Consider the following 25,120-nt stretch of genomic DNA (forward strand, 5'->3'; position numbering starts at 1 on the left):
CGATGGGTCCATCGTGACCGCGGCGGTCGCGTATTACCGGCGGCTCGGGCCCTTCACCGTCATGACGGCGAACGTCGCCAGAAACGACGCCGCCGGGAGCACGTTGACGGGCTTGTCGTGCGCCCGGACGTGCGCGCCCACGGCCAACGCGAAATACAACGTCAGCATCGCGGTCGTCAGCCGCGCCAGCGCCGGGAACCAGGTGACCGACAGCAACCCGACCGCGGCCGCGGCCTTGACCACCGGCAGGATGCGCCGAAGGTTATCGGGCACCTCGAGGTCGTCGAGGATTTTCTTGATCGGCGCCACCTGCACCGCGCAGGCCACCGCGTCGACGGCATGAAAGGCCGCCAGTCCCGTGTACGTCTTCGGTGAAGTCAAGACAGTCATCCGGCAATCCTATGGAGTGCCGTCGCGCGCCACACCGGCCCGCCGCGACGCACCGAAAACTAATCCGAGGCCGAGCCCGCCCACCGCCCGGCACCTGCGCAGACAGCGGCCGAGCGGTGCGGCCGGTGCCCGCCCGCGTCGCGCGCGCCCGGCCTGCGCCCGACAAAACAACTACACTGCGTGATCGTGTGGTGTCCCAGTGTTTCGCTGTCCCTGTGGGCCAACGCCTGGCTCGCGGGTAAGGCCGCGCCCGACGACGTCTTGGACGCGTTATCCGTTTGGGCGCCAAAGCAATCGGTGACCGCGTATGATGCGGTCGCCGCGGGTCACACCGGCCTGCCCTGGCCTGATGTCAACGACGCGGGCACCGTCACACTGCTGCAGACGCTTCGCGCGGCGGCCGGCCGGCCGGCCGGTAACGGCCCGCTACGCGGCACGATCAACGTCGTCCTGCCGGTGCCCGGTGACGTCCGCGGCCTGGCGCCCGGTACGCAGTTCGAGCGCGACGCGATGGCCGCCGGTGAGGCCGTCATCATCGCCAACCCGGATGCCCCCGCTACCGCGGTCGGGCTGGTGCCCGAGTTCTCCTACGACGGCTTCGAGGACACGCGCGACGACGAGCCTGGCTTCGCGGAATCGTGCGCGCTCGCCTGGACGGTCTATTCGCTGCCCGGTGCGCCGGTGTTGGACCACTACGAGCTGGGCGACGCCGAGTACACGCTGCGCTCGGCGGTGCGATCGGCCGCCGACGCGCTCGGCGCGATCGGACTGGCCTCCGCCACCGCCGACATCGACGACCCACGCGGGCTGGTCGAGCAGTTGCTGGAATCGACTCGCCAGCACCGCATTCCGGAACACGCACCCACGCGCGCCCTGCGGGTGCTGGAAAACGCGGCGCACGTCGATGCGATCATTTCCGTCAGCGCAGGCCTGAGCCGATCGTCCGACTCGCCGGATCGGTTCGCCGCTCCTGTCGCTGCCGGCGTGGAACCGCTTGGCACGCAATCGTCTTCGGAAGCTCGCATCGCCGGCGACGCGCTACGGCCGCTGACGGCGGTGGTGCGTTCGGCGCGCATGGCCGCGGTGACCGCGATCCTGCACTCGGCCTGGGCCGACTAGTCGCCTCTGGCGCAGTGCGGCGGCCGGCACGGCGCGCCGTTCACCCCGGCGAGGCATCCGGGCACCGGATTCGCGCCGGGCAAGCGCGTCGGTGGGCGGCCGGTACGCAGTTCGTCGACCAAATCCGCTGCGAGGCGGGCGAACCGGCGGTCCGCGTTGAACGTCGCAGCCCGCGCCAGCGCGATGCCCGACGCTTGCACCTGCTCCCGCAGCTCCGTGTCGAGGTCCCACACCACCTCGATGTGATCCGAAACGAACCCGACCGGGCAGACGATGACGGACGTGGTGCGCGCCTCGGCCAACGCCCTGAGATGGTCGCCGATGTCCGGCTCCAGCCACGGCACCTGCGGGGGCCCCGACCGCGACTGCCACGCGAGGTCATAGTCGGTGTAGCCGGCGGCGGAAGCGATAAGGCTTGCGGCGTAAGCGACTTGGCGGCTGTAGAGGTTGGGGCCCAGACGGTCGTCGGCCGCCACGGGTACCGAGTGCGCGGTGAACACCAGCCGCGCGTCGCGGGGCACGCTTTGGGCGGCGGCCGCGATGTTGTCGGCGAACATCTCGACGAACAGCGGGTGGTCGAAATACCGCCTCAGCTTCACCAATTCGGGCGCGTCGGGCCCGGCGGCCGCGCGGGCACGGGCGATGTCTTCGGCGTACTGCGTGCAGCCGGAATAGCCGCTCCACGCCGACGTGGTGAAGACGGCGGCGCGACGAATCCCGTTGTCGCGCATGGCCGTGACGGCGTCTTCGACGTACGGCTGCCAGTTGCGGTTACCGAAGTACACCGGCACGTCCAACTCGGCACGCAACTCGGTGAGCAAGGCCCGGTTGATTCCGTTGATCGGCGACACACCACCGAAATGCAGGTAATGCTCGGCGACGTCGTCAAGCCGCTCGGGCGGCACGTTGCGCCCACGGGTCACGTTCTCCAGGAAGGGCCGCACCTGCTCGGGCCCCTCCGGTCCCCCGAAGGACAGCAGCAGGACCGCGTCGAAATCCACTGCGGGCTAGAGTAACTGAGTGCTGGCGCCGCCGTCGGCGAAGATGATGGTGCCGGTGGTGGCGGGCAACCAGTCGGATAGGACGGCGCAGACCGTCTTCGCGACGGGGGTGGGGTCCTTCATGTTCCAACCGATCGGGGCGCGTTGGTCCCAGCCCTCCTCCAGCAGCTGCATCTGCGCCCCGGCCTCCTCGCCGAGCGCACCACCGACGATCGCGCTCATGGCCAGCGTCCGGATCGGGCCGGCGGCAACAAGGTTCGAGCGCACGCCATACTTGCCGGCCTCGCGTGCGACGAAGCGGTTCACCGACTCCAGCGCGCTCTTGGCGACCGTCATCCAGTTGTAGGCCGGCATGGCGCGGCTGGGGTCGAAGTCCATGCCGACGATCGAGCCGCCGGGATTCATGATCGGCAGCAACGCCTTGGCCAGCGAGGCGTACGAATACGCCGAGATGTGAATGCCTTTGGACACGTCCTCATACGGCGCGTCGAAGAACGGGTTGATGCCCATCCCGGTCTGCGGCATGAAGCCGATCGAATGCACCACGCCGTCGAGCTTGTTACCCTCGCCGATCTCGGCGGTCACCCGCTCGGCCAGGGTCGCCAGGTGCTTTTCGTCCTGAACGTCGAGCTCGATGAGCGGAGCCTTCTCGGGCAGCCGGTCGGCGATGCGCTGGATCAGTCGCAACCGGTCGAACCCGGTCAGCACCAGTTGGGCTCCCGCTTCCTGGGCCGCCTTGGCGATGTGGAACGCGATCGACGAGTCGGTGATGATGCCGCTGACCAGGATTCGTTTGCCGTCGAGCAGTCCTGCCATGTCCGTCCTTTGTGTCTTCGTCGTGGTTGAAATCAGTGGCCCATGCCCATGCCGCCGTCGACCGGGATGACGGCGCCGGCAATGTAACTGGCATCCTCGGACGCCAGGAAGCTGACCGCCCCGGCGACCTCCTCGGCGGTGCCGACCCGCTTGGCGGGAATGAACTCCAAGGCGCCGGCCTGAATCCGCTCGTCGAGCGACCGGGTCATTTCGGTGTCGATGTACCCCGGGGCAACGACATTCGCGGTGACCCCGGCCTTGGACAGCTCCCGCGAGATCGAGCGGGCCATGCCGATCAGGCCCGCCTTGGCGGCCGCGTAGTTCGCCTGGTTCCCGATGCCCCACATGCCCGATACCGAACCGATGAAGATGATGCGGCCGAATCGCTTGCGCTGCATGCTGCGCGAGGCCCGCTGGGCTACCCGGAACGCCCCGGTGAGGTTCGCATTGATGACCTCGGTGAACCGGTCTTCGGTCATCCGGATGAGGAACGCGTCCTTCGAGATGCCGGCGTTGGACACCAGCACCTCCACCGGCCCCTGGTGCTCCTCGACCTCCTTGAAGGCGCGGTCGACGGCGTCGTTGTCGGTGACGTCACAGACGACACCGAACAGCCCCTCGGGTGCGCCGGATCCGCGGTGCGTAACGGCCACCTTGTGACCGTCGGCGGCAAGCCGCTGCGCGATCGCGAGGCCGATGCCCCGGTTTCCGCCCGTCACCAGCACGGAGCGGGACACGAATGCGGGTTTGCCGGCGGCGGCGGGTTCGGCGGGGTTGTCAGTGGCTGCGTCAGTCACCCGGCCAACTTATCGCCTCGGCCGGCCGCCCGGAAAACCTCCCCCGTTTCGGCGCCGCGACCGTCAGCGGGGCGTGCGTGCCGGGCCGGTTATCCACAGTGGGCTTACGCCCGCGGGGATTCTGTCGGTGCGCCAGCGCACAGTGCGCCCATGACGGGACCCTTCCTAGGCAGCGAGGCCTTGGCTGCCGGCGCGCTGACCCCTCATGAGCTGCGCACCCGATATACGGCGCTGCACAAAGACGTGTACGTGCACAGAGACACCGAACTGACGGCCGTGGTGCGGGCGAAGGCCTGCTGGCTGCGGTCCCGGCGCCGCGGCGTCCTGGCCGGGTTCTCCGCCTCGGCGCTGCACGGTGCGAAGTGGATCGATACGGCATTGCCAGCCGCGATCATCGACACCAACCGCTGGCCCACCGCCGACGTGCAGGTTTGGGAAGAGCGGATCGAGGCCGACGAGATCACCGTCGTCGCGGGCATGCGGGTCACGACGCCGGCGCGAACAGCGCTCGATCTGGCCCGGCGCTGCCCGCAGGGTGTGGCTGTCGCCGCGATCGACGCCCTCGCGCAGGCGACCGACCTAAAGCTGGCCGACGTCGAGTTGTTGGTCAACCGCTATCGGGGACGGCGCGGCATGAAGGCCGCCCGCGTCGCCCTCGAACTGATCGACGGTGGCGCGCAATCGCCCAAGGAGACCTGGCTGCGACTTCTGTTGATCCACGCGGGATTTCCCCCGCCGCAGACGCAGATCGCCGTGCGCAACGAATGGGGCTGGGTCGAGGCGTATCTGGACATGGGCTGGGAGGACATCAAGGTCGCCGTCGAGTACGACGGCGACCAGCACCGAGCCAGCCGCTATCAGTACGTCAAGGACATCCGCCGGCTCGAGATGCTCGGGCGATACGGGTGGATCGTCGTCCGGGTCATCGCCGAGGACCATCCCGACGACATCATCCGCCGCGTGCGCGCGGCGCGCGCGGCGCGAGCGTAAGCCCACTGCGGAATTTGGGGCCGAAAATCGCGGTGTGCTTACGCTCGCGGAGGAAGACGCGGGGCGCGGGAGGAAGGCGCGCGGGGTGCGCGGCGCGGGGCGCGAGACCAAGCGGGGTGCGCGCGAGACGGGCGTGGGCTAGGTGGGCAGGCGGCGGTTGATCAGCAACGCCGCGAGCGCCGCGAGCGCCAGCACCACCGCGCCCAGCCGCAACCAGCCGACGCTGGCGTCGCCCTTGATCGTCTCGTAGCCGATCTGCTGTTGCAGCGTCGCGTACACCGACTTCAGCTCCGCCAATGAGGCTGCGCTGTAGGCGTTTCCGCCCGAAAGCTGCGCCACCTTCTTCAGCGTCTCGTCGTCGACGGGCACCGGCTGGCGCTGGTCGTTGATCTCGACGAAGCCGTACGGCGTGCCGAAGGAGATCGTGGAGATGGGCACGCCCTGATCCTTCGCGGTGCGCGCGGCGGTGAAGGCGCCCTTCGGGTTGTCCGGGTTGGTCGGCATCGTCTCCTTGCCGTCGGAGAACAACACGATGCGCGCCGGCGGTGGCGAATCGCCGCCGCCGATCACCGCGCCGACGGTGGCGATGGCCTGCAGGGCGGTGAAGATGCCCTCGCCGGTCGCGGTGCGGTCGGCGAATTGCAGCTTGTCCAACGCGGACTTGGTGGAGTCGCGGCTAGTGGTCGGCGACACCAGCACCGTGGCCGTGCCGGCGTACGCGATCAGGCCGAGGTTGATCCCGGGCGTCAGCTCGTCGGCGAACTGCTTGGCCGCCTCCTGCGCCGCGGCCATGCGGTTGGGCGCCACGTCGGTGGCGCGCATCGACTGCGACACGTCGATCACCAGCATCACCACCGCGCGGTTGCGCGGGATGCGGACGTCCTGGGTGGGCCCGGCCATCGCGATGGTGAACAACACAAGCGACGCGACCAGCAGAAGCGCCGGGACGTGCCGCCACGTCGAGGGCCGCTTGGGAGCCACGCTTTCCAGCAGTTCCATGTTGGCAAAGCGCAGCATCCGGCGCTGCCGTGCCAGCTGCATCAGCACGTACAGCGCCGCCAACCCGACCACGACCAGCAGGAACAGGAAGAACCAGGCGTGCGCGAAACCCGACAGCGACATCGGGCCGAGGAGCGGCAGCGTCACTGCCGACCCGCCAGCGCCCCGCGCCGCCGGGATTCCACGAATCGAACGATGTCGGCGATCCAGTCGCGGTCGGTGCGCAGCGTCAGGATCGGGGCGCCGCAGCTGCGGACGGTGCGTGCTACCTCGGCGCGGTGCGCCGCGGCCGCCTTGGCGAAGTCGTCTCGCAGCTGGGCGTCGATGGTGAACTCGCGGGTGGCGCCGGTTTCGGCGTCCTGCAGCACCACGTCGCCGATGTCGGGCAGTTCCACATCCCTGGGGTCGAGCACCTCGACGGCCAGCACCTCGTGGCGGGCGGCGACCGCCCGCAGCGGGCGCATCCAATTGATCGGCCCCAGGAAGTCGCTGATGATCACTGCCATGCCGCGGCGGCGCTCGGGCCGGCGCAGCGCGTCGATGGCCGTCGCCAGGTCACCGCGCACCCCGACCGGCGCGCGCGGGGTGGTGGCGATGGTGCGCAGCAGCGTCTGCTCGTGCTGGCGTCCCGAGCGCGCCGGGACGCGGGTGATGCTGGCGCCGTTGGCGATCACCGCGCCCAGCCGGTTGCCGCCGCCGCTGTTGAGGAAGGTGATCGCGGCGGCGGCGGCCACCGCGAGGTCGCGCTTCTCGCACCCCACGGTGCCGAAGTCCAGGCTGGCCGACATGTCGACCACCAGCCAGGTCTCCAATTCGCGGTCGGCAATCATCTGCCGGACGTGCGGATGGGTGGTGCGCGCGGTGACGGCCCAGTCCATCCGCCGCACGTCGTCGCCGGGCTGATACTCGCGCGACTCCCCCGGCTCCGAGCCCGGCCCGGGGATCAGGCCGAGGTGGTCGCCGTGCAGGACGCCGTCGAGCTTGCGCTTGACCGTCAACTCCAGGGTGCGCAGCGCCGCCGACAGCTTCGGGTCGTCGATCAGCCCGCGCTGCATCGAGGGCGGGTGTGACACCGCCGGCCGCTGCGGATTCGTCACCGACCGCTGCCGGCACCGGCGGCCTGCATGGCCTGCGGCGCCGAATGTCCTTGCTGGGCAACGGCATTCACCTGTGGCAGGGCGACCGTCTGCAGCACCCGGTTGATAACGACCTCGGCGGAGATCTCGTCGGCCAGGGCGTCGTAGGTCAGCACCAGGCGGTGCCGCAGGACGTCGGGGATGACGTCGACGACGTCTTGCGGGATCACGTAGTCGCGGCCGCGGACCAGCGCCAACGACCGCGACGCGGCGATGATGCCCAGCGAGGCGCGCGGCGACGCGCCGAAGGAGATCCACGTCTTGACGTCGTTCATGCCCAGTTGCTCGGGGTGCCGGGTGGCGGTGACGACCCGCACCACGTAGTCGACCAGGGCGTGGTGGACGAACACGTTGGCCGCGATGTCCTGCAGCCGAATCAGGTCACCGGTGTTGAGGATCTGCTTGGGCTCCGGCGGCCGCACACCCATGCGGTAGATGATCTCGCGCTCCTCCTCCGGCGAGGGGTAGCCGACGTTGATCTTGAACAGGAAGCGGTCCCGCTGCGCCTCGGGCAGCGGGTAGACGCCCTCGTGCTCAATCGGGTTCTGGGTGGCCATCACCAGGAACGGGTTGGGCAGCGGGTAGCTCTTGCCGCCAATGGAGACCTTGCGCTCCTGCATGACCTCCAGCAGCGCCGACTGCACCTTGGCCGGCGCGCGGTTGATCTCGTCGGCGAGCAGGAAGTTGGCCACCACCGGGCCGAGTTCGGTGTCGAACTCCTCCTTGCCCTGGCGGTAGATGCGGGTACCGATGATGTCGGTGGGCACCAGGTCCGGAGTGAACTGGATGCGCGCGAATGTCCCGCCCACCACCTTGGCGAAGGTCTCGACGGCCAGCGTCTTGGCGACGCCGGGCACGCCCTCGAGCAGCACGTGCCCCTTGGACAGCAGCCCGACCAGCATCCGCTCCACCAGCTGGTCCTGGCCCACGATGATCCGCTTCACCTCGAAGATCGCGCGCTCGAGCGTCTGGACCTCGCCCGCCAGGCCGTTGCCGCCGCCGGCAGGCGCCTCGTGGGCCGGCGCGGCGGAATGCCCACCCGGGCCGGAGTAACCGCTGGCGCCCGGGGGCGGCCCACCTGCTGCTGTCATCAAGAACCCTCCACAGCTCAATAGCACTCGACTGCCAACACGACCGATGTCGTGGGGCAGCGACGTGCCCGCGTCCAACTATTCCAGGCCCGCCGAATTCCGTCGACGCTGGTGGGCCGTGCGCACGGCCTCGCCCGGGACTAGTACTCGATGATCCTAGTCAGGAACGGCGTCATGCCGGGCTTACGAACCGGGCTGACCGTAACCTTGGCGGCGCTGCCCGAGGCCTCCAGCATCTGCCCGTTGCCCAGGTACATCGTGACGTGCTGGCTGCCGCCCGGGCCGTAGAAGATGAGGTCCCCGCGGCGCGCCTGGTCCGGCGGGATGTGCCGCCCGGCGTTGTACTGGTCGCCCGAGAACCGCGGGATCAGCACGCCGACACCGGCGAAGCCGTACCGCATCAGGCCCGAGCAGTCGAAGCCGGTGATGTTGGCGCCGTCCCCGACGCCCTTGCTGGGGCCGTCCAGCGAGCCACCGCCCCACGAATAGGGCACACCCATCTGGGCGCCCATGCGCTTGATCACGTATTCGATCGCCTGCCGGCCGTAGACCCGCGGGATCTTGCCGCCCGGGTTGGTGGGCGGTGCCGCCGTCGGTGCCGGATCGCCGCCGATGTTGATGCCGAGCCCGCCGAGGAATTGCTTGCCCAGGTCGAACGTCGTCTGGGTGGCCTGGGCCGTCGCCTGCAGCGAGGCGTTGGCGACCGCCAGCGGGTCACCCGGCGCCCCCGCGCTGATCGTGGCCGGCAGCGTGGGGTCCCACTGCCCGGGGTCGGCGCCGGCCAGCGGCACGGGCCCCGCTACAGACAGCGCCAGCCCGGTCACCAAGGTGGTGATCCAGGCCAGGATGAGAGGACGAATCCCGCTGCGGCGCAGGGCTACTCGTGGGCTGTTCATTCGGTCACCACTCGATGTAACGGATCACGTAGGGCGTCATGCCGCTGGTGCGCACCGGGGCGACCCGCACCTTGAGGCCGATGTCGGGCGCCTCGAGCATCTGCCCGTCGCCGAGGTAGATGGTCACGTGCTGGCTACCGCCGGGACCGTAGAAGATGACGTCGCCGCGGCGCATCTGCGACGACGGGATCTTGCGGCCCAGGTTGTACTGCGACCCCGAGTAGTGCGGCAGCTTGATGCCCACGCCGGCGAACGAGTACAGGACCAGCCCGGAACAGTCGAAGCCGGTGATGCCGGCGCCGGAGTCGATGCCCTTACTTGGGCCGGCGGCGTTCCCGCCGCCCCAGGAGTAGGGCACGCCGATCTGCGACATGCCGCGGCGGATCACGTATTCGGTGGCCTGCCGCCCGTACACCCGCGGGATCCGGCCGCCGACACCGCCCGGCCCGGCGTTGGTGATGCCGGTGTCGTCGGGCTTGAGGATGCCCATCTGCTGCAGGAAGTTGCGGCCCAGCCCGGCGGTGACCTGAGTCGAGGTCGCCGAGATGCCCAACACCTGGTTGATGACGGCGATCGGGTCGCCGGGGACGTTGGCGCTGGGAATCATCGGCAGCGTCGGGTCCCAGGCGCCGTCCCACCGGCGGGCGCCGGTGGCGGGGGCCGGAGCGCCGCCCGAGCCGTTCTCCCACCGGTCGCCGGACGCCGGGGCGCCGGGCGCGGCCGGGTTCGTCGACCACTGCCGCGCGGCCTCGCGCTGGGCCTCCTCGAGCTTGGCCTGGGCGGCGTCGCGCTCCGCGGCCAGCTTGACGGCCTGGTCGCGCTGCTCCTCGAACTTCTGCTTGGAGTTGGTCAACGCCGCCACCGCCGCGTCCTGGCTGGACTTGGCGTCACCGGCGGCCTTGTCCGCCTTCTGCTTGGCCAGCCGCGCTGCCGACTCCTTGTTCACCTGCTCGGTGCGGGCCTGCTGCAGCTTGGCCATCACCGTCTGCGAGCTCGAGGTAAGGGTCTTCTGCGCGGCCTCGGTGGCGATGATGTCGTCGGGGCTGCTGGCGGTCAGGTAGCTGTTCGACGGGCCGTTCATGTAGGCGGCGGCGGCGAAGGTGTCGAAGCGGTGCTGCGCGGCCGCGATCGACGCGTTGGCGTCCTTGACCGCCTGCTCGCTGGACGCGAGGTCGCGGTCGGCCGTCGCGGCGTTGTCCCGGGCGGTCTCCACGTCGACCAGGGCCTTATTAACGCTCTCCTGTTCGGTCTGGATCTCGGCGCTCAGGTTCTGCAGCCGCTGATTGGCCTGGGCCACGTTGGCGATGAGGGCGGCGAGCTTGTCGGCGGCGGGGTCGCCCTGCGCGAGGCCCGGCGTGCACAACAGGAAGGCAACGCTTAGGACCGACGGCACGACCGGCCGGACCAGCCTCGAGGACGGCCGCATGGAGGACCCCCAGCGTGTGCGTCTCATTCGACTCAGGTCTCCCTACGGCTCTACGCGACGGACGGCGCCAGCCACACAAATCGGGAAAAGCGCCAAAGACAACACCAGCATCATTTGCACCGTACGTCACACCGGTGGACGTGCCTATGCTCCACGGGAATCGCACTCTCTACGTGCGTTTACTGTGACCGAACGGTGATCTGGCGTGTTTGCCGATGCATGACAAGGCGACGGGGCCGCCGAGCGGATTTCCGTGCTAGGCGGTGTTGGTGGGCGTCACTTCCGCGGCGCCGGCCGACTCGTCCTGCGTTGCTGGCCGAGCGCGTCGCTGCAACACGCGGGTGCCGACGGCCGCCGCCAGCACGGCGATCAGCAAGAAGATGGTCAGGCCGGTCCAGGGGAACTCCGGGGTCTCCAACTCGTGCAGGAAGTGCTGCGCCGACACCACCGGGTTGCCCGTCTTCGCGATATCCTCGCCGGCCTCGAGCGTCACGCGCGGGAACTGCGTGCTGTAGGTGCCCACGTAGCTGGGGCTGAGCGTCAGGACCGTGGCGTCGTGGTAGTCGGCGCCGACGACGGTCGAGATGTCCCGCAAGGGGGTGTCGTTGGGCGGGTTGTGGTCCAGCAGGACGATCTTGAGGTTGATGCCGTGGGCGTGCGCCTGGTTGACGATGTCGAGCAACCCCGGCATCGCGTCCGGCGCCGCGCTGACCCCGGTCGCGGCGACCTGCGCCTTGACCGCGGCCATGTCGACGTCCGTGGGGATGTAGGTGGGAACCGGGTGCGCGAAGACGGGCGCCTGCGGCGGCGGTGCGGCGAAGGAATCTTGCCCGGTCATCGTGTCCCTCCTGCGGCGGTTCTACGGGAACGGTAGCCGACTTGCCGCGGGGGGTTTAAACCCGCGCTCCACGAGACAAGACTGGAGGACGGCACCCGCCTCTAATGCAGGACAAGCGTACTGTTAAAGTTGGCTCGGTTTTCCTTCAGCCCCGTCGACACGGCCCGTCGACGGAAGAACTTAATCCACGGGAGTTGATGTGACTAGCAAGGATTCGGTGAACTCGTTCGGAGCCCGCGACACCCTCAAGGTCGGCGACAACAGCTACGAGATCTATCGCCTCGACGCCGTGCCGAACACCGAGAAACTCCCCTACAGCCTCAAAGTCCTCGCCGAGAACCTGTTGCGCAACGAGGACGGCGCCAACATCACCAAGGACCACATCGAGGCCATCGCGAACTGGGACCCCGAAGCCGAGCCCAGCATCGAGATCCAGTACACCCCCGCGCGCGTGGTCATGCAGGACTTCACCGGCGTGCCGTGCATCGTGGACCTGGCCACCATGCGCGAGGCCGTCGCCGACCTCGGCGGTGACCCGGACAAGGTGAACCCGCTGGCGCCGGCCGACCTGGTGATCGACCACTCCGTAATCGCCGACCTGTTCGGCACCGCCGACGCGTTCGAGCGCAACGTCGAGATCGAATACCAGCGCAACGGCGAGCGCTACCAGTTCCTGCGTTGGGGCCAAGGCGCTTTCGACGACTTCAAGGTGGTGCCGCCGGGCACCGGCATCGTGCACCAGGTCAACATCGAATACCTGGCGAGCGTCGTGATGGAGCGCAACGGGGTGGCCTACCCCGACACCTGCGTGGGCACCGACTCGCACACCACAATGGTCAACGGCCTGGGCGTGCTCGGCTGGGGCGTGGGCGGCATCGAGGCTGAGGCCGCCATGCTGGGCCAGCCGGTGTCGATGCTGATCCCGCGTGTCGTCGGCTTCAAGCTGACCGGCGAGATCAAGCCCGGTGTCACCGCGACCGACGTGGTGCTGACCGTCACCGAGATGCTGCGCCGGCACGGCGTGGTCGGCAAGTTCGTCGAGTTCTACGGCGAGGGTGTGGCGGAGGTGCCGCTGGCCAACCGCGCCACCCTGGGCAACATGAGCCCCGAATTCGGCTCCACCGCGGCCATTTTCCCGATCGACGAGGAGACCATCTCCTACCTGAGGTTCACCGGCCGCAAGCCCGAGCAGCTCGCGTTGGTCGAGGCCTACGCCAAGGAGCAGGGCCTGTGGCACAACCCGGAGCGCGAGCCCGCGTTCTCGGAGTACCTCGAACTCGACCTGTCCGAGGTGGTGCCCTCGATCGCGGGGCCCAAGCGTCCGCAGGACCGCATCGCGCTGTCGGCCGCGAAAGCCACCTTCCGCGAGCAGATCCCCAGCTATGTCGACGGTGACGGCGACCAGGGCTACTCGAAACTCGACGAGTCGGTCGCCGAGACATTCCCCGCCAGCGACCCGGGCGCGGTCGAGAACGGGCACGCCGACGACACCCCGGTGGTCGTCGAATCCGCCGCCAAGCACGCCAAGGGCCGCCCCAGCAACCCGGTGACGGTCAAGTCCGACGAGCGCGGTGAATTCGTGCTCGACCACGGCGCCGTGGTGATCGCCGCGGTGACGTCGTGCACCAATACCTCCAACCCCGAGGTGATGCTGGGCGAGGCGCTGCTGGCCCGCAACGCCGTGGAAAAGGGTTTGACATCCAAGCCGTGGGTCAAGACGTCGATGGCGCCGGGATCCCAGGTGGTCAGCGATTACTACGAAAAGGCCGGGCTGTGGCCGTATCTGGAGAAGCTGGGTTTCTATCTGGTGGGTTACGGCTGCACCACCTGCATCGGCAACTCGGGCCCGCTGCCCGAGGAGATCTCCAAGGCCATCAACGACAACGACCTCACCGTCACCGCGGTGCTGTCCGGCAACCGCAACTTCGAGGGCCGCATCAGCCCCGACGTCAAGATGAACTACCTGGCGTCGCCCCCGCTGGTGGTCGCCTACGCGCTGGCCGGCACGCTCGACTTCGACTTCGAGTCCGACCCGCTGGGTAAGGACAAGGACGGCAACGATGTGTTCCTCTCCGACATCTGGCCGTCGCAGCAGGACGTCTCCGACACCATCGCCTCGGCCATCAATCAAGAGATGTTCACCAAGAACTACGCCGACGTGTTCAAGGGCGACGAGCGCTGGCGCAACCTGCCGACACCTAGCGGCAATACCTTTGAGTGGAGCGAGGATTCGACGTACGTGCGCAAGCCACCGTACTTCGAGGGCATGCCGGCCGAGGCCGAGCCGGTCGCCGACATCACCGGCGCCCGGGTGCTCGCGCTGCTCGGCGACTCGGTGACCACCGACCACATCTCCCCCGCTAGCAGCATCAAGCCGGGCACGCCGGCCGCGCAGTACCTCGACGAGCACGGCGTGGACCGCAAGGACTACAACTCCTTCGGCTCGCGGCGCGGAAACCACGAGGTCATGATCCGCGGCACCTTCGCCAACATCCGGCTGCGCAACCTGCTGCTCGACGACGTCTCCGGCGGGTACACCCGCGACTTCACCCAGGACGGTGGCCCCCAGGCCTTCATCTACGACGCGGCCCAAAACTATGCGGCACAAGACATTCCGCTGGTGGTGCTGGGCGGCAAGGAGTACGGCTCCGGGTCGTCGCGCGACTGGGCGGCCAAGGGCACCCGCCTGCTGGGTGTTCGGGCGGTGATCGCCGAGTCGTTCGAGCGCATCCACCGCTCCAACCTGATCGGCATGGGCGTCATCCCGCTGCAGTTCCCCGACGGCAAGTCGGCCAAGGACATCGGTCTGGACGGCACCGAGGTGTTCGACATCACCGGCATCGAGGCCCTCAACGAGGGCAAGACGCCAAAGACGGTGCACGTCAAGGCCAGCAAGGACGGCGCCGACGCGATCGAGTTCGACGCCGTCGTGCGCATCGACACCCCCGGTGAGGCGGACTACTACCGCAACGGCGGCATCCTGCAGTTCGTGCTGCGCAACATGCTGAAGTCCAGCCAGAAATCCGGCTAGCCGGCACCCGTGCCCAAGGTCAGCGAGGACCATCTGGCGGCCCGCCGCCGCCAGATCCTCGACGGCGCCCGCCGTTGCTTTGCCGAATACGGTTACGACAAGGCGACGGTGCGGCGGCTGGAAAAGGCGATCGGGCTGTCCCGCGGCGCGATCTTCCACCATTTCCGTGACAAGGACGCGCTGTTCTTCGCGCTGGCGCACGAGGACGCCGAGCGGATGGCCGACGTCGCCTCCCGCGAAGGCCTGATCCAGGTGATGCGCGACATGCTGGCGGCGCCGGACCAATTCGATTGGCTGGCCACCAGATTGGAGATCGCGCGCAAGCTGCGCAACGACCCGGCGTTCAGCCGTGGCTGGGCCGAGCGGTCCGCCGAGCTGGCGGCGGCGACCACCGAACGGTTGCGCAGACAGACCGAGGCGCACCGGGTGCGCGACGACGTACCCGGTGATGTGCTGCTGTGCTACCTGGAACTGGTGCTCGACGGCCTCGTCGCCCGGCTGGCGTCCGGCGAGGACCCGCAACGCCTGGCCGCGGTCCTAGACCTTGCCGAGAACTCGTTGCGCCGCAACGATTCCCCGGCCGCCGGGCTCGCGTAACCGCGAACGAGGGGACGTTTCGCGGTGACGCTAGGCCCGGGCGGACTTGGCGGTGCGGTTAGGACCGCCTCGGCTGCGCATCGTGGTGCCCGACTCGACCAGCATGCTGTGGACCGACCCGTAGGACCTGCCGGTGGTGGTTACCAAACTGCGGATGCTGGCCCCGCTTTCGTAGGCGTGGCGCAGGTCATCCAGCATCTGGTCGCGCGTCTTGGCCGACGCTGGCACAGTTCTTCCCATGGCTCCTCCGCCGCCGGTACACGATCGCAAGCACCTAGAGTAAGAACGGCCGTGTGGGCGCGGGCCGAATTCGTCAAACCGCGACGGCCGCGTCAATTAATCAGGCCAGCTCGATGAGATCGCGGTATTCGTCGGACCAGAAGTCCTCGGTGCCGTCGGGCAGCAGCACGACCCGCTGCGGGTCCAGCGCCTCCGCCGCGCCGGGGTCGTGCGTCACCAGGACCACCGCCCCCTCGTAGCTGCGCAGCGCGTCGAGCACCTGCTCGCGCGACGCGGGGTCGAGGTTGTTCGTCGGCTCGTCGAGCAGCAACACGTTCGCCTTCGACGCCACCAACCCCGCCAGCGCCAGCCGCGTCTTCTCCCCACCGGACAGGGTGCCCGCCGGTTGGTCGAGCTGCGGGCCGCTGAACATAAAGGCGCCCAGCAGGCCGCGCAGGTCCTGCTCACCGGTGTCGGGCGCGGCGTGCCGGATGTTCTCCCAGACGGTGGCGTCGTTGTCGAGGGTGTCGTGCTCCTGCGCGAAATAGCCCAGCCGCATGCCGTGCCCCGGCTCGAGCCCCCCGGCGTCGGGCGTCTCGGTGCCCGCCAGCAGCCTCAGCAGCGTGGTCTTCCCGGCGCCGTTGAGTCCGAGCACCACCACCCGCGAACCCCGGTCGATCGCCAGGTCGAGGCCGCTGAACACCTCCAGCGAGCCGTAGGACTTGCTCAGGCCGGTGGCCACCAGCGGGGTGCGCCCGCACGCGGCGGGGGTCGGGAACTTGATGCGCGCCACCTTGTCGGCGACCCGCTCGTCGTCCAGGGCCGCCATCATCCGGTCGGCGCGCCGTAGCATGTTTTGCGCCGCAACGGCTTTGGTGGCTTTCGCGCCCAGCTTGGCGGCCTGGCTGCGCAGCGCGGTGGCCTTGCGTTCGGCGTTGGCGCGTTCACGGCGGCGGCGCTGCTCGTCGGTGGCCCGCGCGTCCAGGTACTTCTGCCAGGTCATGTTGTAGACGTCGACCTCGCCGCGCACGGCGTCGAGGAACCAGACGCGGTTGACGACCTCGGCGAGCAGCTCGACGTTGTGGCTGATGATCACCAGCCCGCCGGTGTGCGACCGCAGGAAGTCCCGCAACCAGCCGATCGAATCCGCGTCCAGGTGGTTGGTCGGCTCGTCGAGCAGCAGGGTGGTGGCCTGGCCCGCGCCGCTGTCGGACGCGGCGAACAGGATGCGGGCCAGCTCGACGCGGCGGCGTTGCCCACCCGAGAGGGTGCGAAGCTGCTGGCCCAGCACCCGTTCCGGCAGCCCGAGGCTGGCGCAGATGCGGCTGGCTTCGCTCTCGGCGCTGTACCCGCCGAGGGCGACGAACCGCTCCTCCAGTTGGCCGTACCGGCGAATCGCGCTGTCGCGGGCATCGTCGTCGGCAACCTCGGCCATGAGCGCTTGCTGCTTCTCCAGATCGGTGAGCAACACGTCGAGCCCCCGCGCCGACAGAACCCGGTCGCGCGCCAGCACGTCGAGGTCACCTTCCTTGGGATCCTGTGGGAGATAACCGATTTCGCCGATGCGGCTGATGGACCCGGCGTACGGCTCGGTCTCCCCCGCCAGGATGCGCAGGGTGGTGGTCTTGCCCGCACCGTTGCGGCCGACCAGGCCGATGCGATCGCCCGGCTGGATGCGCAGGTCCGGCCCGTCGGGTGACAGCAGGATGCGCGCGCCAGCGCGGACCTCGAGGTCCGTGGCCGTGATCACGATCGGTCTCCCTGGGTTGCGGCGGTCCAGCGCCTACTTGTCGTCGGTGAACGCCGGCGGTCGGCGCTCCGCACGCGCGGCAACCGCTTCTTCGAAGTTGGCGGTGAGCAGGCGGATGAACAGCTGTCCCAGACCTTCGGCCTGCATGTGCCCTTCCAGGCTACCGGCGTCGAGCCCACTCCACAGTGTGCGCTTGGTCAATTCGACACCCGGCCGGGAGAAGGCGGCGATGCGCGCGGCGATCGCGTAGCAGGTGTCCAGCAGTTGCTCCTCGGGGACCTGGCAGGACACCAGCCCGATGCGCTCGGCCTCCTCGGCGGTGACGTCGCGGCCGGTCAGCATGATCTCGAACGCCCGGGACGCACCGATGGCGCGGGGCAACAGGTAGCTCAACCCCAGTTCGCTGGCGGTCAACCCGTTGTTGATGCCGGCCGCGCGGAAATACGCGCCGGTCGAGGCGACCCGGATGTCGGCGGCCAACGCCAAGCACAACCCGCCGCCGATGGCCGCGCCGTTGACCGCGGCGATGACCGGCTGGTGCAGCCGCCGCAGGGCCAGGATCACCTCGTCGAGCACTTCCATCGAGCGCAACGCGTAGGTGGGCCGGGTCAACCCGTCGACGTGGGGCACCGCTCCCGCCGACTTGTGGTCGGCGCCCGAGGAGAATCCGCGGCCCGCGCCGGTCAGCACGACCACCCGCACCGAGTTGTCGTGCGTGACCTGGTCGAGGGCCTCCTTGAGCGGCAGCATCAGGTCGAAGGCCATCGAGTTCATCCGCTCGGGCCGATTCAGGGTGATCAGCGCGACCCCGGGCCGCGGCTGGTCGACGAGTACCAAACTCACCCCAGCACGGTATCGCGGACGTTGCTGAGCGCCTATTCGCGGCGCGAGGGGCGCTACTCGGCGGAGTCGGCGGCGGCGGCCTCGACGTCGAAGTCCTTGATCTGCTGGACCAGGTCCTCGAGAGCCGCCGGCGGCAGCGCCCCGGCCTGGTTGAACAGCAGCTTGCCCTTCTTGAAGGCCATCAGGGTCGGGATGGACCGAATCTGGGCGGCCGCGGCTAGCTGCTGCTCGGCCTCGGTGTCGACCTTGGCGTGCACGATGTCGGGGTGCTTCTCCGACGACGCCTGAAACGTTGGCCCGAATTGGCGGCATGGGCCGCACCAGGACGCCCAGAAGTCCACGAGCACGATGTCGTTGCCCTCGATGGTTTCGTTGAACTTGTCGGCGGTGAGATCGAGTGTTGTCACAAGTTAGCCAACGCGGCAGGACCACCCGGTGTTCCCGCGGCCGGAGACCGATGTGACCGGCGGCACAGCGGGCGTTGCCGCAGCGGCTTAGCCGCAGCGCAAGCCAACCGGCCGGCGCCTGCATGCGTAGCACCCGCGCGTCGGGCGTCGCAGGTTACGGTTGCGGAGGTTTTCCCGCGTCGGACAGACTGAGGCCCAGCAGCCGCCCGCACGAGGACGAGTGAGGGAAATCCGTTGGGCCACTACATCGCTAACGTCCGTGATCTCGAGTTCAACCTCTTCGAAGTCCTCGACATCGGCGCGGTTCTGGGCACCGGTGGCTACGGCGACCTCGACGAGGAAACCGTCCGCACGATCCTGTCCGAAGCCGCTCGGCTGGCCGAGGGCCCGGTGGCGGAGTCGTTCGCGTTCGCCGACCGTCACCCGCCCGTTTTCGATCCCGCCGAGCACAAGATCACCGTGCCCGACGAGCTGGCCAAGACCGTCGCGGCGCTCAAGGAGGCCGGTTGGTGGCGGCTGGGGCTGGCCGAGGAGATCGGCGGCATGCCCGCCCCACCGCCGCTCGCGTGGGCGGTCAACGAAATGCTGATCTGCGCCAACCCTTCGGCCAACTTCTACTGCCTGGGCCCGTTCATGGCGCAGGCCTTGTACATCGAGGGCAACGAGGAGCAACGGCGCTGGGCGGCCGAGGGCGTCGAGCGGGGCTGGGCGGCCACCATGGTGCTGACCGAGCCCGACGCCGGCTCCGACGTCGGGGCCGGGCGCGCCAAGGCAGTCGAACAGCCCGACGGCACATGGCACATCGAGGGCGTCAAACGGTTCATCTCCGGCGGCGACGTCGGCGACACCGCCGAGAACATCTTCCACCTGGTGCTGGCCCGCCCCGAGGGTGCCGGTCCGGGCACCAAGGGGTTGAGCCTGTTCTACGTCCCCAACTTCCTGTTCGACCCCGACACCTTCGAGCTCGGCGCGCGCAACGGTGTCTTCGTCACCGGGGTGGAACACAAGATGGGCATCAAGTCCTCCCCCACTTGCGAATTGACCTTCGGCGCAACGGATTTGCCGGCGGTTGGCTACCTCGTCGGCGGCGTGCACCGCGGTATCGCGCAGATGTTCACCGTGATCGAGCAGGCGCGGATGACGATCGGTGTCAAGGCCGCCGGCACGCTGTCCACCGGTTACCTCAATGCGCTGGCATACGCCAAGGAGCGGGTGCAGGGCGCGGACCTGACGCAGATGTCGGACAAGACCGCGCCGCGGGTGACGATCATCCACCACCCCGACGTGCGACGCAGCCTCATGACGCAGAAGGCTTACGCAGAGGGGCTGCGGGCGCTCTACCTGTACGCCGCCGCGCACCAGGATGATGCTGTGGCGCAACATGTTACGGGTGCGGACCATGACATGGCGCACCGCGTCGACGATCTGCTGCTGCCGATCGTCAAGGGCGTCAGCTCCGAGCGCGCCTACGAGGTGCTCACCGAGTCGCTCCAGACGTTGGGTGGATCGGGTTTCTTGCAGGACTATCCGCTGGAGCAGTACATCCGCGACTCGAAGATCGATTCGCTCTATGAGGGCACCACGGCGATTCAGGCGCTGGACTTCTTCTTCCGCAAGATCGTCCGCGACCGGGGCGAGGCACTGCAGTTCGTGACGGCGCAGATCGGCCGGACCGTCGACACCTGTGCCGAGGCGCTCAAACCGCAGGCCGCGTCGCTGCACACCGCGCTCGACGACGTCACCGCAATGACCGGCGCGCTCACCGGCTACCTCATGTCCGCCGCCGAGCACCCGACCGCGATCTACAAGGTGGGCCTCGGCTCGGTGCAGTACCTCATGGCGGTCGGTGACCTGCTCATCGGCTGGCGGTTGCTGGTGCAGGCCGGCGCCGCGCACGCCGCGCTGGAGGCCGGCGACGCCGGGACCGACGAACCGTTCTACCGGGGCAAGATCGCGACCGCGACGTTCTTCGCCAAAAACATGCTGCCGCGGCTGACGGCCGTGCGCGGCGTCCTCGAGAACCTCGACGACGAGATCATGCGCGTGTCCGAAAGCGCCTTCTGACCTGCGACGCACAGCTTACGCACAGGCGCGAGGGGTAATACCCACTCGTTGGGTCTTCAACGACGAATGGGAGAACATTGATGTCCACCAGCTGTCCTGCACCCCGGCTCACCCGATTCGCAGTCTTCGCGGTGGCGGGCGCCACCGCGCTGTCGATGACCGCCTGCGGCTCGTCGAACAAGTCGGGCCCCGCGTCGACGTCGACCTCGACCTCGGTCGTCACCTCGACGACCACGTCGCCGTCGCCGAACGCCGAGGCCAAGGTGCACGGCCTCATCGCGTCGGTGGCCGGCAATTCCATTCAGGTGACCAAGGAGGACAGCGGCACCGCTGCGGTGACGTTCACCTCGACGACCAAGATCACCGAGTCCGTTCCCGCCACGCTGACCGACGTCACCGCGGGCAGCTGCGTCACCGTGCGGCCAACCGACGGGACTCAGCCCGGCCAGCCGGTCACCGCGGCGTGGGTCGGCGTCACCCAGTCGGTCAACGGCACCTGCCCCAAGCCCGCCGACCACGCGCCGGGCGCGGGAAGCACCCCGCCCCCCGGGCCGCCGCCGCCGGCCAAGGTGCGCGGGGCGGTGGGGTCGGTCACCGGTAACACCATCACCGTCACCGGCACCGATCCCAACGGCAACACGACGCAGACGCCGGTGACGGTCGACGACAAGACCAAGTACTCGAAGGAGTCCTCGTCGACCACCGACGCGATCGCCCCGGGCAAGTGCCTGGGCGCGAAGGGGACGCTGGACAACGGCGGCACGCTGCAGGCCACCAGCATCAAGTTGCGCCAGGCCGTCGACGGCAAATGTGGGAAGCCGTGGCAGGCCGGCCAGGGCGGGCAGCCCACCCCGTCCGGGCAGCCGGCCCCGTCGGGGCAGCCGGCCCCGTCCGGGCAGCCCACGCCGTCGGGACAGCCGGGCCGGTAGTCGCCCGCTGGCGTCGGCTCGGGCCGACTGAGATCGTCATCACTCGCGGGGCGCGGTGTTAAGGCCGCGTCCCGCGGGTACCTTCGCGTGGGGCGGCAGGATCGGAGTACGACTGTGCCCACGCTTTCCCTCCAGGACCGACGGGCGCGCATTGCGCTCGGCGTCGTCATCGCCGTCGTCGCGCTGTGCGTGGCCATGTGTGGCTCCTCGCATGACGGCGCCACCAGCAGTGCTCCCCCGGCCGCGACCGCCGTCGCGCCCGGCGGGGCACCGACCGCCGCCCCGCCGCCGGCACCGCCACCCCCTCCGGTCGGCAAGTATTACGTCGAGGGCATGGTGCAGTCCAACTCCGACGACGTGGTGGCGCTGCGCACGCGGACCGGGTCCGCCACGGTGGGGTATGCACCCCAGACGCGGGTCGTCGACGTCACCCCGGCGAACCTCTCCGACGTGACGCCCGGCAGCTGCGTCAACGTCCGCGCCACCCCGCAGAGCGCCGCCTCACCGGGCGCCATCACGGCGCAGGCGGTCACGATCATCGCCGCTACCGACGGCGGGTGTCCGCCGCCGGCCGGCTTCTACGGCACGGTCGCGTCGGTCTCGGGCACGACGATCGCGGTCCGCGGCCTTGGCCCCGCGGGACCTGGCGCCGCCACCGACGTGACCGTCGCCGGGTCGACGTCGTATCAGCGGCAGACCCCGACGGACGCCCAGGCGATCACGGACGGCAAGTGCATCGGAGCGCAAGGGACCCAGGACGGCGGCGTGCTGCACGCGACGATGATCAGCGTGCAGACATGCCCGCCGATGGGCCGCCCGCACCACCATCTGCACCTGCCCCACCTGCATTTCCACCTCTAACGCGGACCGCCGGTCGAGCGTCACACCCACCGCACAGGCGGCCTACACCGCGCGCCTAGGAACTCCCCCGACCCTGAAAGCACGGGCCATCGACGCGCCCGCGCAACCACCTCTGGGGGGATCGTGAATACTGCACGCTCGTTGACACCACGGCTGACGCGGCTCGGCCTCCTCGCCGCCACGGGCGTCGCCGCTCTGTCCGTCGCCGCCTGTGGCAGTTCGAACACCGCCGCACCGTCGCAGTCCGCCGGCCCGACCGGTTCCACGACGGCGCAAGCGCAGGCGCCCGGCGGCAAGGGCAAGGTCGCCGGCCTCATCTCGTCGGTGTCCGGCGACGCCGCACAGGTGACACAACCGAACGGCAATGCCACAGTGGACTTTTCGGCCTCGACCGCGATCAGCGAGGTCACCCCGGCCGCCCTGCCCGACGTCACCGCCGGCAGCTGCGTCTCGATCCGGCCCACCCGAGACAACCCGCAGGCCGCGGCCGCGGTGCGCATCGGCCCCGCCGCCAACGGCAGCTGCCCGCAGCCCAAGCAGCCGCCCAAACCGGGGACGCCGGGTGTCAGCGGCACGGTGGCCTCGGTCACCGGCAACACCATCACGGTCAACGGGTCCTCGCCGACCACCGTGACCGTCACCGACAAGACGCGCTACACCAAGCAGTCCGCCGCCACGACCCAGGCGATCACGCAGGGCAAGTGCCTGACGGCGCAGGGCAGCATCGGCGGCGGCGGGGCGCTGCAGGCGTCTCGCATCGAGCTGCGGCCGGCGCATGACGGCACCTGCGAGGGCGGCCCCCACCACGGGCACGGCGGCTAGCTGGCGCGCCGGAACCCGCGAGCCGGCCTCAGACGGTGAAGCCGAGGGCGCGCAACTGCTCGCGGCCGTCCTCGGTGATCTTGTCCGGGCCCCACGGGGGATTCCAGACCCAGTTGATGCGCAGGTCGTTGACCAGGCCGCTGCCGACCAGCGCGCTGCGGGACTGGTCCTCGATGACGTCGGTCAGCGGGCATGCCGCCGAGGTCAGGGTCATGTCGATCAGCGCGACGGTGCCTTCGTCACCCTGCTCGACGTTCAGGCCGTAGACCAGCCCCAAGTCGACGACGTTGATGCCCAGTTCCGGGTCGACGACGTCGCGCATCGCCTCCTCGAGGTCGAAGAGGAATTCGTCGCTGGGTGCACTGGTTTCGCTCATGCTCGATCGCTTTCGTTGGTTGGTTCGGCGCCGGCGCCGGCCTGAGCCAGCGCGTCCTTGAAGGCCATCCACCCGAGCAGCGCGCACTTCACGCGGGCCGGGTACTTCGCGACGCCGGCGAACGCGACGCCGTCGCCCAGCAGGTCCTCGTCCCCCTCGATGGTGCCGCGGGAGGACACCATCTCGCTGAAGGCGGTGACCGTCTTGAGGGCGTCGCCGACGCTCTTGCCGATCACCTGCTCGGTGAGCACCGACGTGGCCGCCTGGCTGATCGAGCAACCCTGCCCGTCGTACGAGACGTCGGTGACGGTCTCGCCGTCGTCGGACAGCGCGACGCGCAGGGTCACGTCGTCGCCGCACACGGGGTTCTTGTGGTAGACCTCGGCGCCGAACGGCTCACGCAGCCCGCGATGCTGCGGGTGCTTGTAGTGATCGAGGATCACGTCCTGATAGATCTGCTCCAGACGCAATGTCAGCCTCTCCCAAAGAATTTCAGCGCATGCTTGACCCCCGCCACCAAGCGGTCGACCTCGTCGGCGGTGTTGTAGACCGCGAACGACGCCCGCGCCGTGGCGGCGACGTCGAACCGGCGGTGCAGCGGCAGCGCGCAGTGATGCCCCACCCGCACCGCGACGCCGTCGTCGTCGAGCACCTGCCCGACGTCGTGCGCGTGCACGCCGTCGACGACGAACGACACCGGCGAGCCGCGGTTCTCCATCGAGGTGGGCCCGACGATCCGCACGCCCTCGATGCCGGCCAGCCCGTCGAGGGCCGCGGCGACCAGTTCGCGCTCGTGGTTCTCGACGGCGGCCATGCCGATGGCCCCGAGATAGCGTGCGGCCGCGCCCAACCCGACCACCTGGGAGGTCATCGGCGTGCCGGCCTCGAACCGTTGCGGCACCGGCGCGTAGCTGCTGACCTCCATGGTCACCGTCTCGATCATCGAGCCGCCGGTGAGGAAGGGCGGCAGCGCGGACATGAGCTCACGCCGGCCATAGAGCACGCCGATGCCGTTGGGGCCCAGCATCTTGTGCCCGGAGAACGCCCCGAAGTCGACGCCGAGCGCGTGGAAGTCGACCGGTTGGTGCGGCACCGACTGGCAGGCGTCCAGCACGGTGAGCGCGCCCACGGCCCGAGCCCGCGACACCAGCTCGCCCACCGGCGCCACCGCGCCGGTGACGTTCGAATGATGGCTGAAGGCAACGATTTTCACGCGCTCGTCGAGCTGCAGCGAGTCCAGGTCGATGCGTCCGTCGTCGGTCACGCCGTACCAGCGCAACGTCGCCCCGGTGCGCCGGGCCAGCTCCTGCCAGGGGACCAGGTTCGCGTGGTGCTCCAGCTCGGTCGTGACGATGACGTCACCGGGCCCGACGGAGTGCTCCGACCGGTCGTCGCCCAGCACATACGACACGAGGTTGAGGGCCTCGGTGGCGTTCTTGGTGAACACCAGTTCGTCGGCGTGCGCACCGACGAACGCCGCGATGTCGGCGCGGCCCTGCTCGTAGGCGTCGGTGGCCTCCTCCATCAGCTGGTGCGCGCCGCGGTGCACCGCCCCGTTGGAGGTCAGCAGGAACTCCCGCTCGGCGTCGAGCACCTGCAGCGGTCGCTGCGACGTCGCGCCGGAATCCAGGTAGGCCAACTGGTTTCCGCCCCGCATGACACGTTTGAGGATCGGAAAGTCGGCGCGGATCGCCGCGAGGTCCAGCTGCGTCGCCGTCATCG

At 69.3% G+C, this 25,120-nt stretch carries 24 protein-coding genes and 1 pseudogene; 8 read left to right on the forward strand and 17 right to left on the reverse strand.

Annotated elements, in window-relative coordinates:
- Positions 1–33: 33 nt before the first annotated feature.
- Positions 34–390 (reverse strand): DoxX family protein, encoded by a 357-nt coding sequence (locus tag A5700_RS23210; protein WP_068074958.1) that lies wholly within the window; start codon positions 388–390, stop codon positions 34–36.
- Between the two features lie 186 nt (positions 391–576).
- Here A5700_RS23210 and A5700_RS23215 point away from each other — a divergent pair, with 186 nt between their 5' ends.
- On the forward strand, positions 577–1,509 hold the full coding sequence (locus tag A5700_RS23215) for a hypothetical protein (protein WP_068075009.1): 933 nt from the start codon (positions 577–579) through the stop codon (positions 1,507–1,509).
- On the opposite strand, the pseudogene A5700_RS23220 reads toward A5700_RS23215, so the two are convergent.
- From A5700_RS23220 to fabG1, 3 genes and pseudogenes are all read right to left on the reverse strand, one after another.
- Positions 1,481–2,510, reverse strand: a pseudogene (locus A5700_RS23220) (ferrochelatase); the annotation flags it as partial. The gene A5700_RS23215 and the pseudogene A5700_RS23220 overlap by 29 nt on opposite strands.
- A gap of 6 nt (positions 2,511–2,516) precedes the next feature.
- The gene (inhA, locus tag A5700_RS23225; RefSeq protein ID WP_068074963.1) at positions 2,517–3,326 is read right to left on the reverse strand and encodes an NADH-dependent enoyl-ACP reductase InhA; all 810 of its coding nucleotides are present in this window, start codon (positions 3,324–3,326) and stop codon (positions 2,517–2,519) included.
- Positions 3,327–3,358: 32 nt separating this feature from the next.
- Positions 3,359–4,123, reverse strand: coding sequence for a 3-oxoacyl-ACP reductase FabG1 (gene fabG1, locus A5700_RS23230; protein WP_068074966.1), 765 nt, complete (start codon positions 4,121–4,123; stop codon positions 3,359–3,361).
- 150 nt (positions 4,124–4,273) lie between these two features.
- On the opposite strand from fabG1, the gene A5700_RS23235 reads away from it, so the two are divergent.
- Complete coding sequence (locus A5700_RS23235) at positions 4,274–5,113, forward strand: type IV toxin-antitoxin system AbiEi family antitoxin (protein WP_068074969.1); 840 nt, start codon at positions 4,274–4,276, stop codon at positions 5,111–5,113.
- 138 nt (positions 5,114–5,251) lie between these two features.
- Here the strand turns inward: A5700_RS23235 and A5700_RS23240 are convergent, their stop codons facing one another.
- The 6 genes from A5700_RS23240 to A5700_RS23265 all read right to left on the reverse strand — a co-directional run bounded on the left by A5700_RS23240 (position 5,252) and on the right by A5700_RS23265 (position 11,499).
- Positions 5,252–6,259, reverse strand: coding sequence for a VWA domain-containing protein (locus A5700_RS23240; RefSeq protein ID WP_068074972.1), 1,008 nt, complete (start codon positions 6,257–6,259; stop codon positions 5,252–5,254).
- On the reverse strand, positions 6,256–7,167 hold the full coding sequence (locus tag A5700_RS23245; RefSeq protein WP_369828302.1) for a DUF58 domain-containing protein: 912 nt from the start codon (positions 7,165–7,167) through the stop codon (positions 6,256–6,258). The genes A5700_RS23240 and A5700_RS23245 overlap by 4 nt, the downstream gene beginning before the upstream one ends.
- A 38-nt stretch (positions 7,168–7,205) precedes the next feature.
- Positions 7,206–8,339, reverse strand: a complete 1,134-nt coding sequence (locus tag A5700_RS23250) for a MoxR family ATPase (RefSeq protein ID WP_068074979.1) — start codon at positions 8,337–8,339, stop codon at positions 7,206–7,208.
- A 140-nt stretch (positions 8,340–8,479) separates the two neighbouring features.
- Complete coding sequence (gene ripB, locus A5700_RS23255) at positions 8,480–9,235, reverse strand: NlpC/P60 family peptidoglycan endopeptidase RipB (RefSeq protein ID WP_156671406.1); 756 nt, start codon at positions 9,233–9,235, stop codon at positions 8,480–8,482.
- A 4-nt stretch (positions 9,236–9,239) separates the two neighbouring features.
- Positions 9,240–10,688, reverse strand: coding sequence for an NlpC/P60 family peptidoglycan endopeptidase RipA (ripA, locus tag A5700_RS23260; RefSeq protein WP_068074982.1), 1,449 nt, complete (start codon positions 10,686–10,688; stop codon positions 9,240–9,242).
- Between the two features lie 229 nt (positions 10,689–10,917).
- Entirely contained in the window at positions 10,918–11,499 is a 582-nt protein-coding gene (locus tag A5700_RS23265; protein WP_068074985.1) for a DUF6676 family protein, read from the reverse strand.
- Positions 11,500–11,698: 199 nt separating this feature from the next.
- On the opposite strand from A5700_RS23265, the gene A5700_RS23270 reads away from it, so the two are divergent.
- Together A5700_RS23270 and A5700_RS23275 are read left to right on the forward strand one after the other, a co-directional pair.
- Positions 11,699–14,530 (forward strand): aconitate hydratase, encoded by a 2,832-nt coding sequence (locus tag A5700_RS23270; protein ID WP_156671407.1) that lies wholly within the window; start codon positions 11,699–11,701, stop codon positions 14,528–14,530.
- Between the two features lie 9 nt (positions 14,531–14,539).
- Positions 14,540–15,127 carry a TetR/AcrR family transcriptional regulator gene (locus A5700_RS23275; RefSeq protein WP_068074988.1) on the forward strand — a complete coding sequence of 196 codons (588 nt, stop codon included), beginning with the start codon at positions 14,540–14,542 and terminating at the stop codon, positions 15,125–15,127.
- Positions 15,128–15,157: 30 nt separating this feature from the next.
- Here the strand turns inward: A5700_RS23275 and A5700_RS23280 are convergent, their stop codons facing one another.
- From A5700_RS23280 to trxA, 4 genes are all read right to left on the reverse strand, one after another.
- Positions 15,158–15,367: a helix-turn-helix domain-containing protein gene (locus tag A5700_RS23280; RefSeq protein ID WP_068074991.1), complete on the reverse strand. Its 210-nt coding sequence runs from the start codon at positions 15,365–15,367 to the stop codon at positions 15,158–15,160.
- Between the two features lie 100 nt (positions 15,368–15,467).
- Positions 15,468–17,096, reverse strand: coding sequence for an ABC-F family ATP-binding cassette domain-containing protein (locus tag A5700_RS23285; RefSeq protein ID WP_068074994.1), 1,629 nt, complete (start codon positions 17,094–17,096; stop codon positions 15,468–15,470).
- A gap of 33 nt (positions 17,097–17,129) precedes the next feature.
- Positions 17,130–17,975 (reverse strand): enoyl-CoA hydratase, encoded by an 846-nt coding sequence (locus tag A5700_RS23290; protein ID WP_197502960.1) that lies wholly within the window; start codon positions 17,973–17,975, stop codon positions 17,130–17,132.
- A 17-nt stretch (positions 17,976–17,992) separates the two neighbouring features.
- Positions 17,993–18,346 carry a thioredoxin gene (gene trxA / locus A5700_RS23295; RefSeq protein ID WP_068074998.1) on the reverse strand — a complete coding sequence of 118 codons (354 nt, stop codon included), beginning with the start codon at positions 18,344–18,346 and terminating at the stop codon, positions 17,993–17,995.
- A gap of 234 nt (positions 18,347–18,580) precedes the next feature.
- On the opposite strand from trxA, the gene A5700_RS23300 reads away from it, so the two are divergent.
- From A5700_RS23300 to A5700_RS23315, 4 genes are all read left to right on the forward strand, one after another.
- Entirely contained in the window at positions 18,581–20,410 is a 1,830-nt protein-coding gene (locus tag A5700_RS23300) for an acyl-CoA dehydrogenase (RefSeq protein WP_068075001.1), read from the forward strand.
- A gap of 80 nt (positions 20,411–20,490) precedes the next feature.
- Positions 20,491–21,339: a DUF5666 domain-containing protein gene (locus tag A5700_RS23305; RefSeq protein WP_231973931.1), complete on the forward strand. Its 849-nt coding sequence runs from the start codon at positions 20,491–20,493 to the stop codon at positions 21,337–21,339.
- Between the two features lie 195 nt (positions 21,340–21,534).
- Complete coding sequence (locus A5700_RS23310) at positions 21,535–22,200, forward strand: hypothetical protein (protein ID WP_369828303.1); 666 nt, start codon at positions 21,535–21,537, stop codon at positions 22,198–22,200.
- A gap of 123 nt (positions 22,201–22,323) precedes the next feature.
- The gene (locus A5700_RS23315; protein ID WP_231991448.1) at positions 22,324–23,022 is read left to right on the forward strand and encodes a DUF5666 domain-containing protein; all 699 of its coding nucleotides are present in this window, start codon (positions 22,324–22,326) and stop codon (positions 23,020–23,022) included.
- Between the two features lie 28 nt (positions 23,023–23,050).
- Here A5700_RS23315 and A5700_RS23320 read toward each other — a convergent pair whose 3' ends face one another.
- The 3 genes from A5700_RS23320 to A5700_RS23330 are packed head-to-tail and all read right to left on the reverse strand — an operon-like array spanning position 23,051 to position 25,118.
- The gene (locus tag A5700_RS23320) at positions 23,051–23,398 is read right to left on the reverse strand and encodes a metal-sulfur cluster assembly factor (RefSeq protein WP_068067331.1); all 348 of its coding nucleotides are present in this window, start codon (positions 23,396–23,398) and stop codon (positions 23,051–23,053) included.
- Positions 23,395–23,874, reverse strand: coding sequence for a Fe-S cluster assembly sulfur transfer protein SufU (gene sufU, locus A5700_RS23325; RefSeq protein ID WP_082959505.1), 480 nt, complete (start codon positions 23,872–23,874; stop codon positions 23,395–23,397). Before sufU ends, A5700_RS23320 begins: the two co-directional genes overlap by 4 nt.
- The gene (locus tag A5700_RS23330) at positions 23,871–25,118 is read right to left on the reverse strand and encodes a cysteine desulfurase (protein ID WP_068067328.1); all 1,248 of its coding nucleotides are present in this window, start codon (positions 25,116–25,118) and stop codon (positions 23,871–23,873) included. The genes sufU and A5700_RS23330 overlap by 4 nt, the downstream gene beginning before the upstream one ends.
- Positions 25,119–25,120: the final 2 nt, after the last annotated feature.

The sequence above is a fragment of the Mycobacterium sp. E1214 genome, assembly GCF_001666755.1.
Classification (GTDB): Bacteria; Actinomycetota; Actinomycetes; order Mycobacteriales; family Mycobacteriaceae; genus Mycobacterium.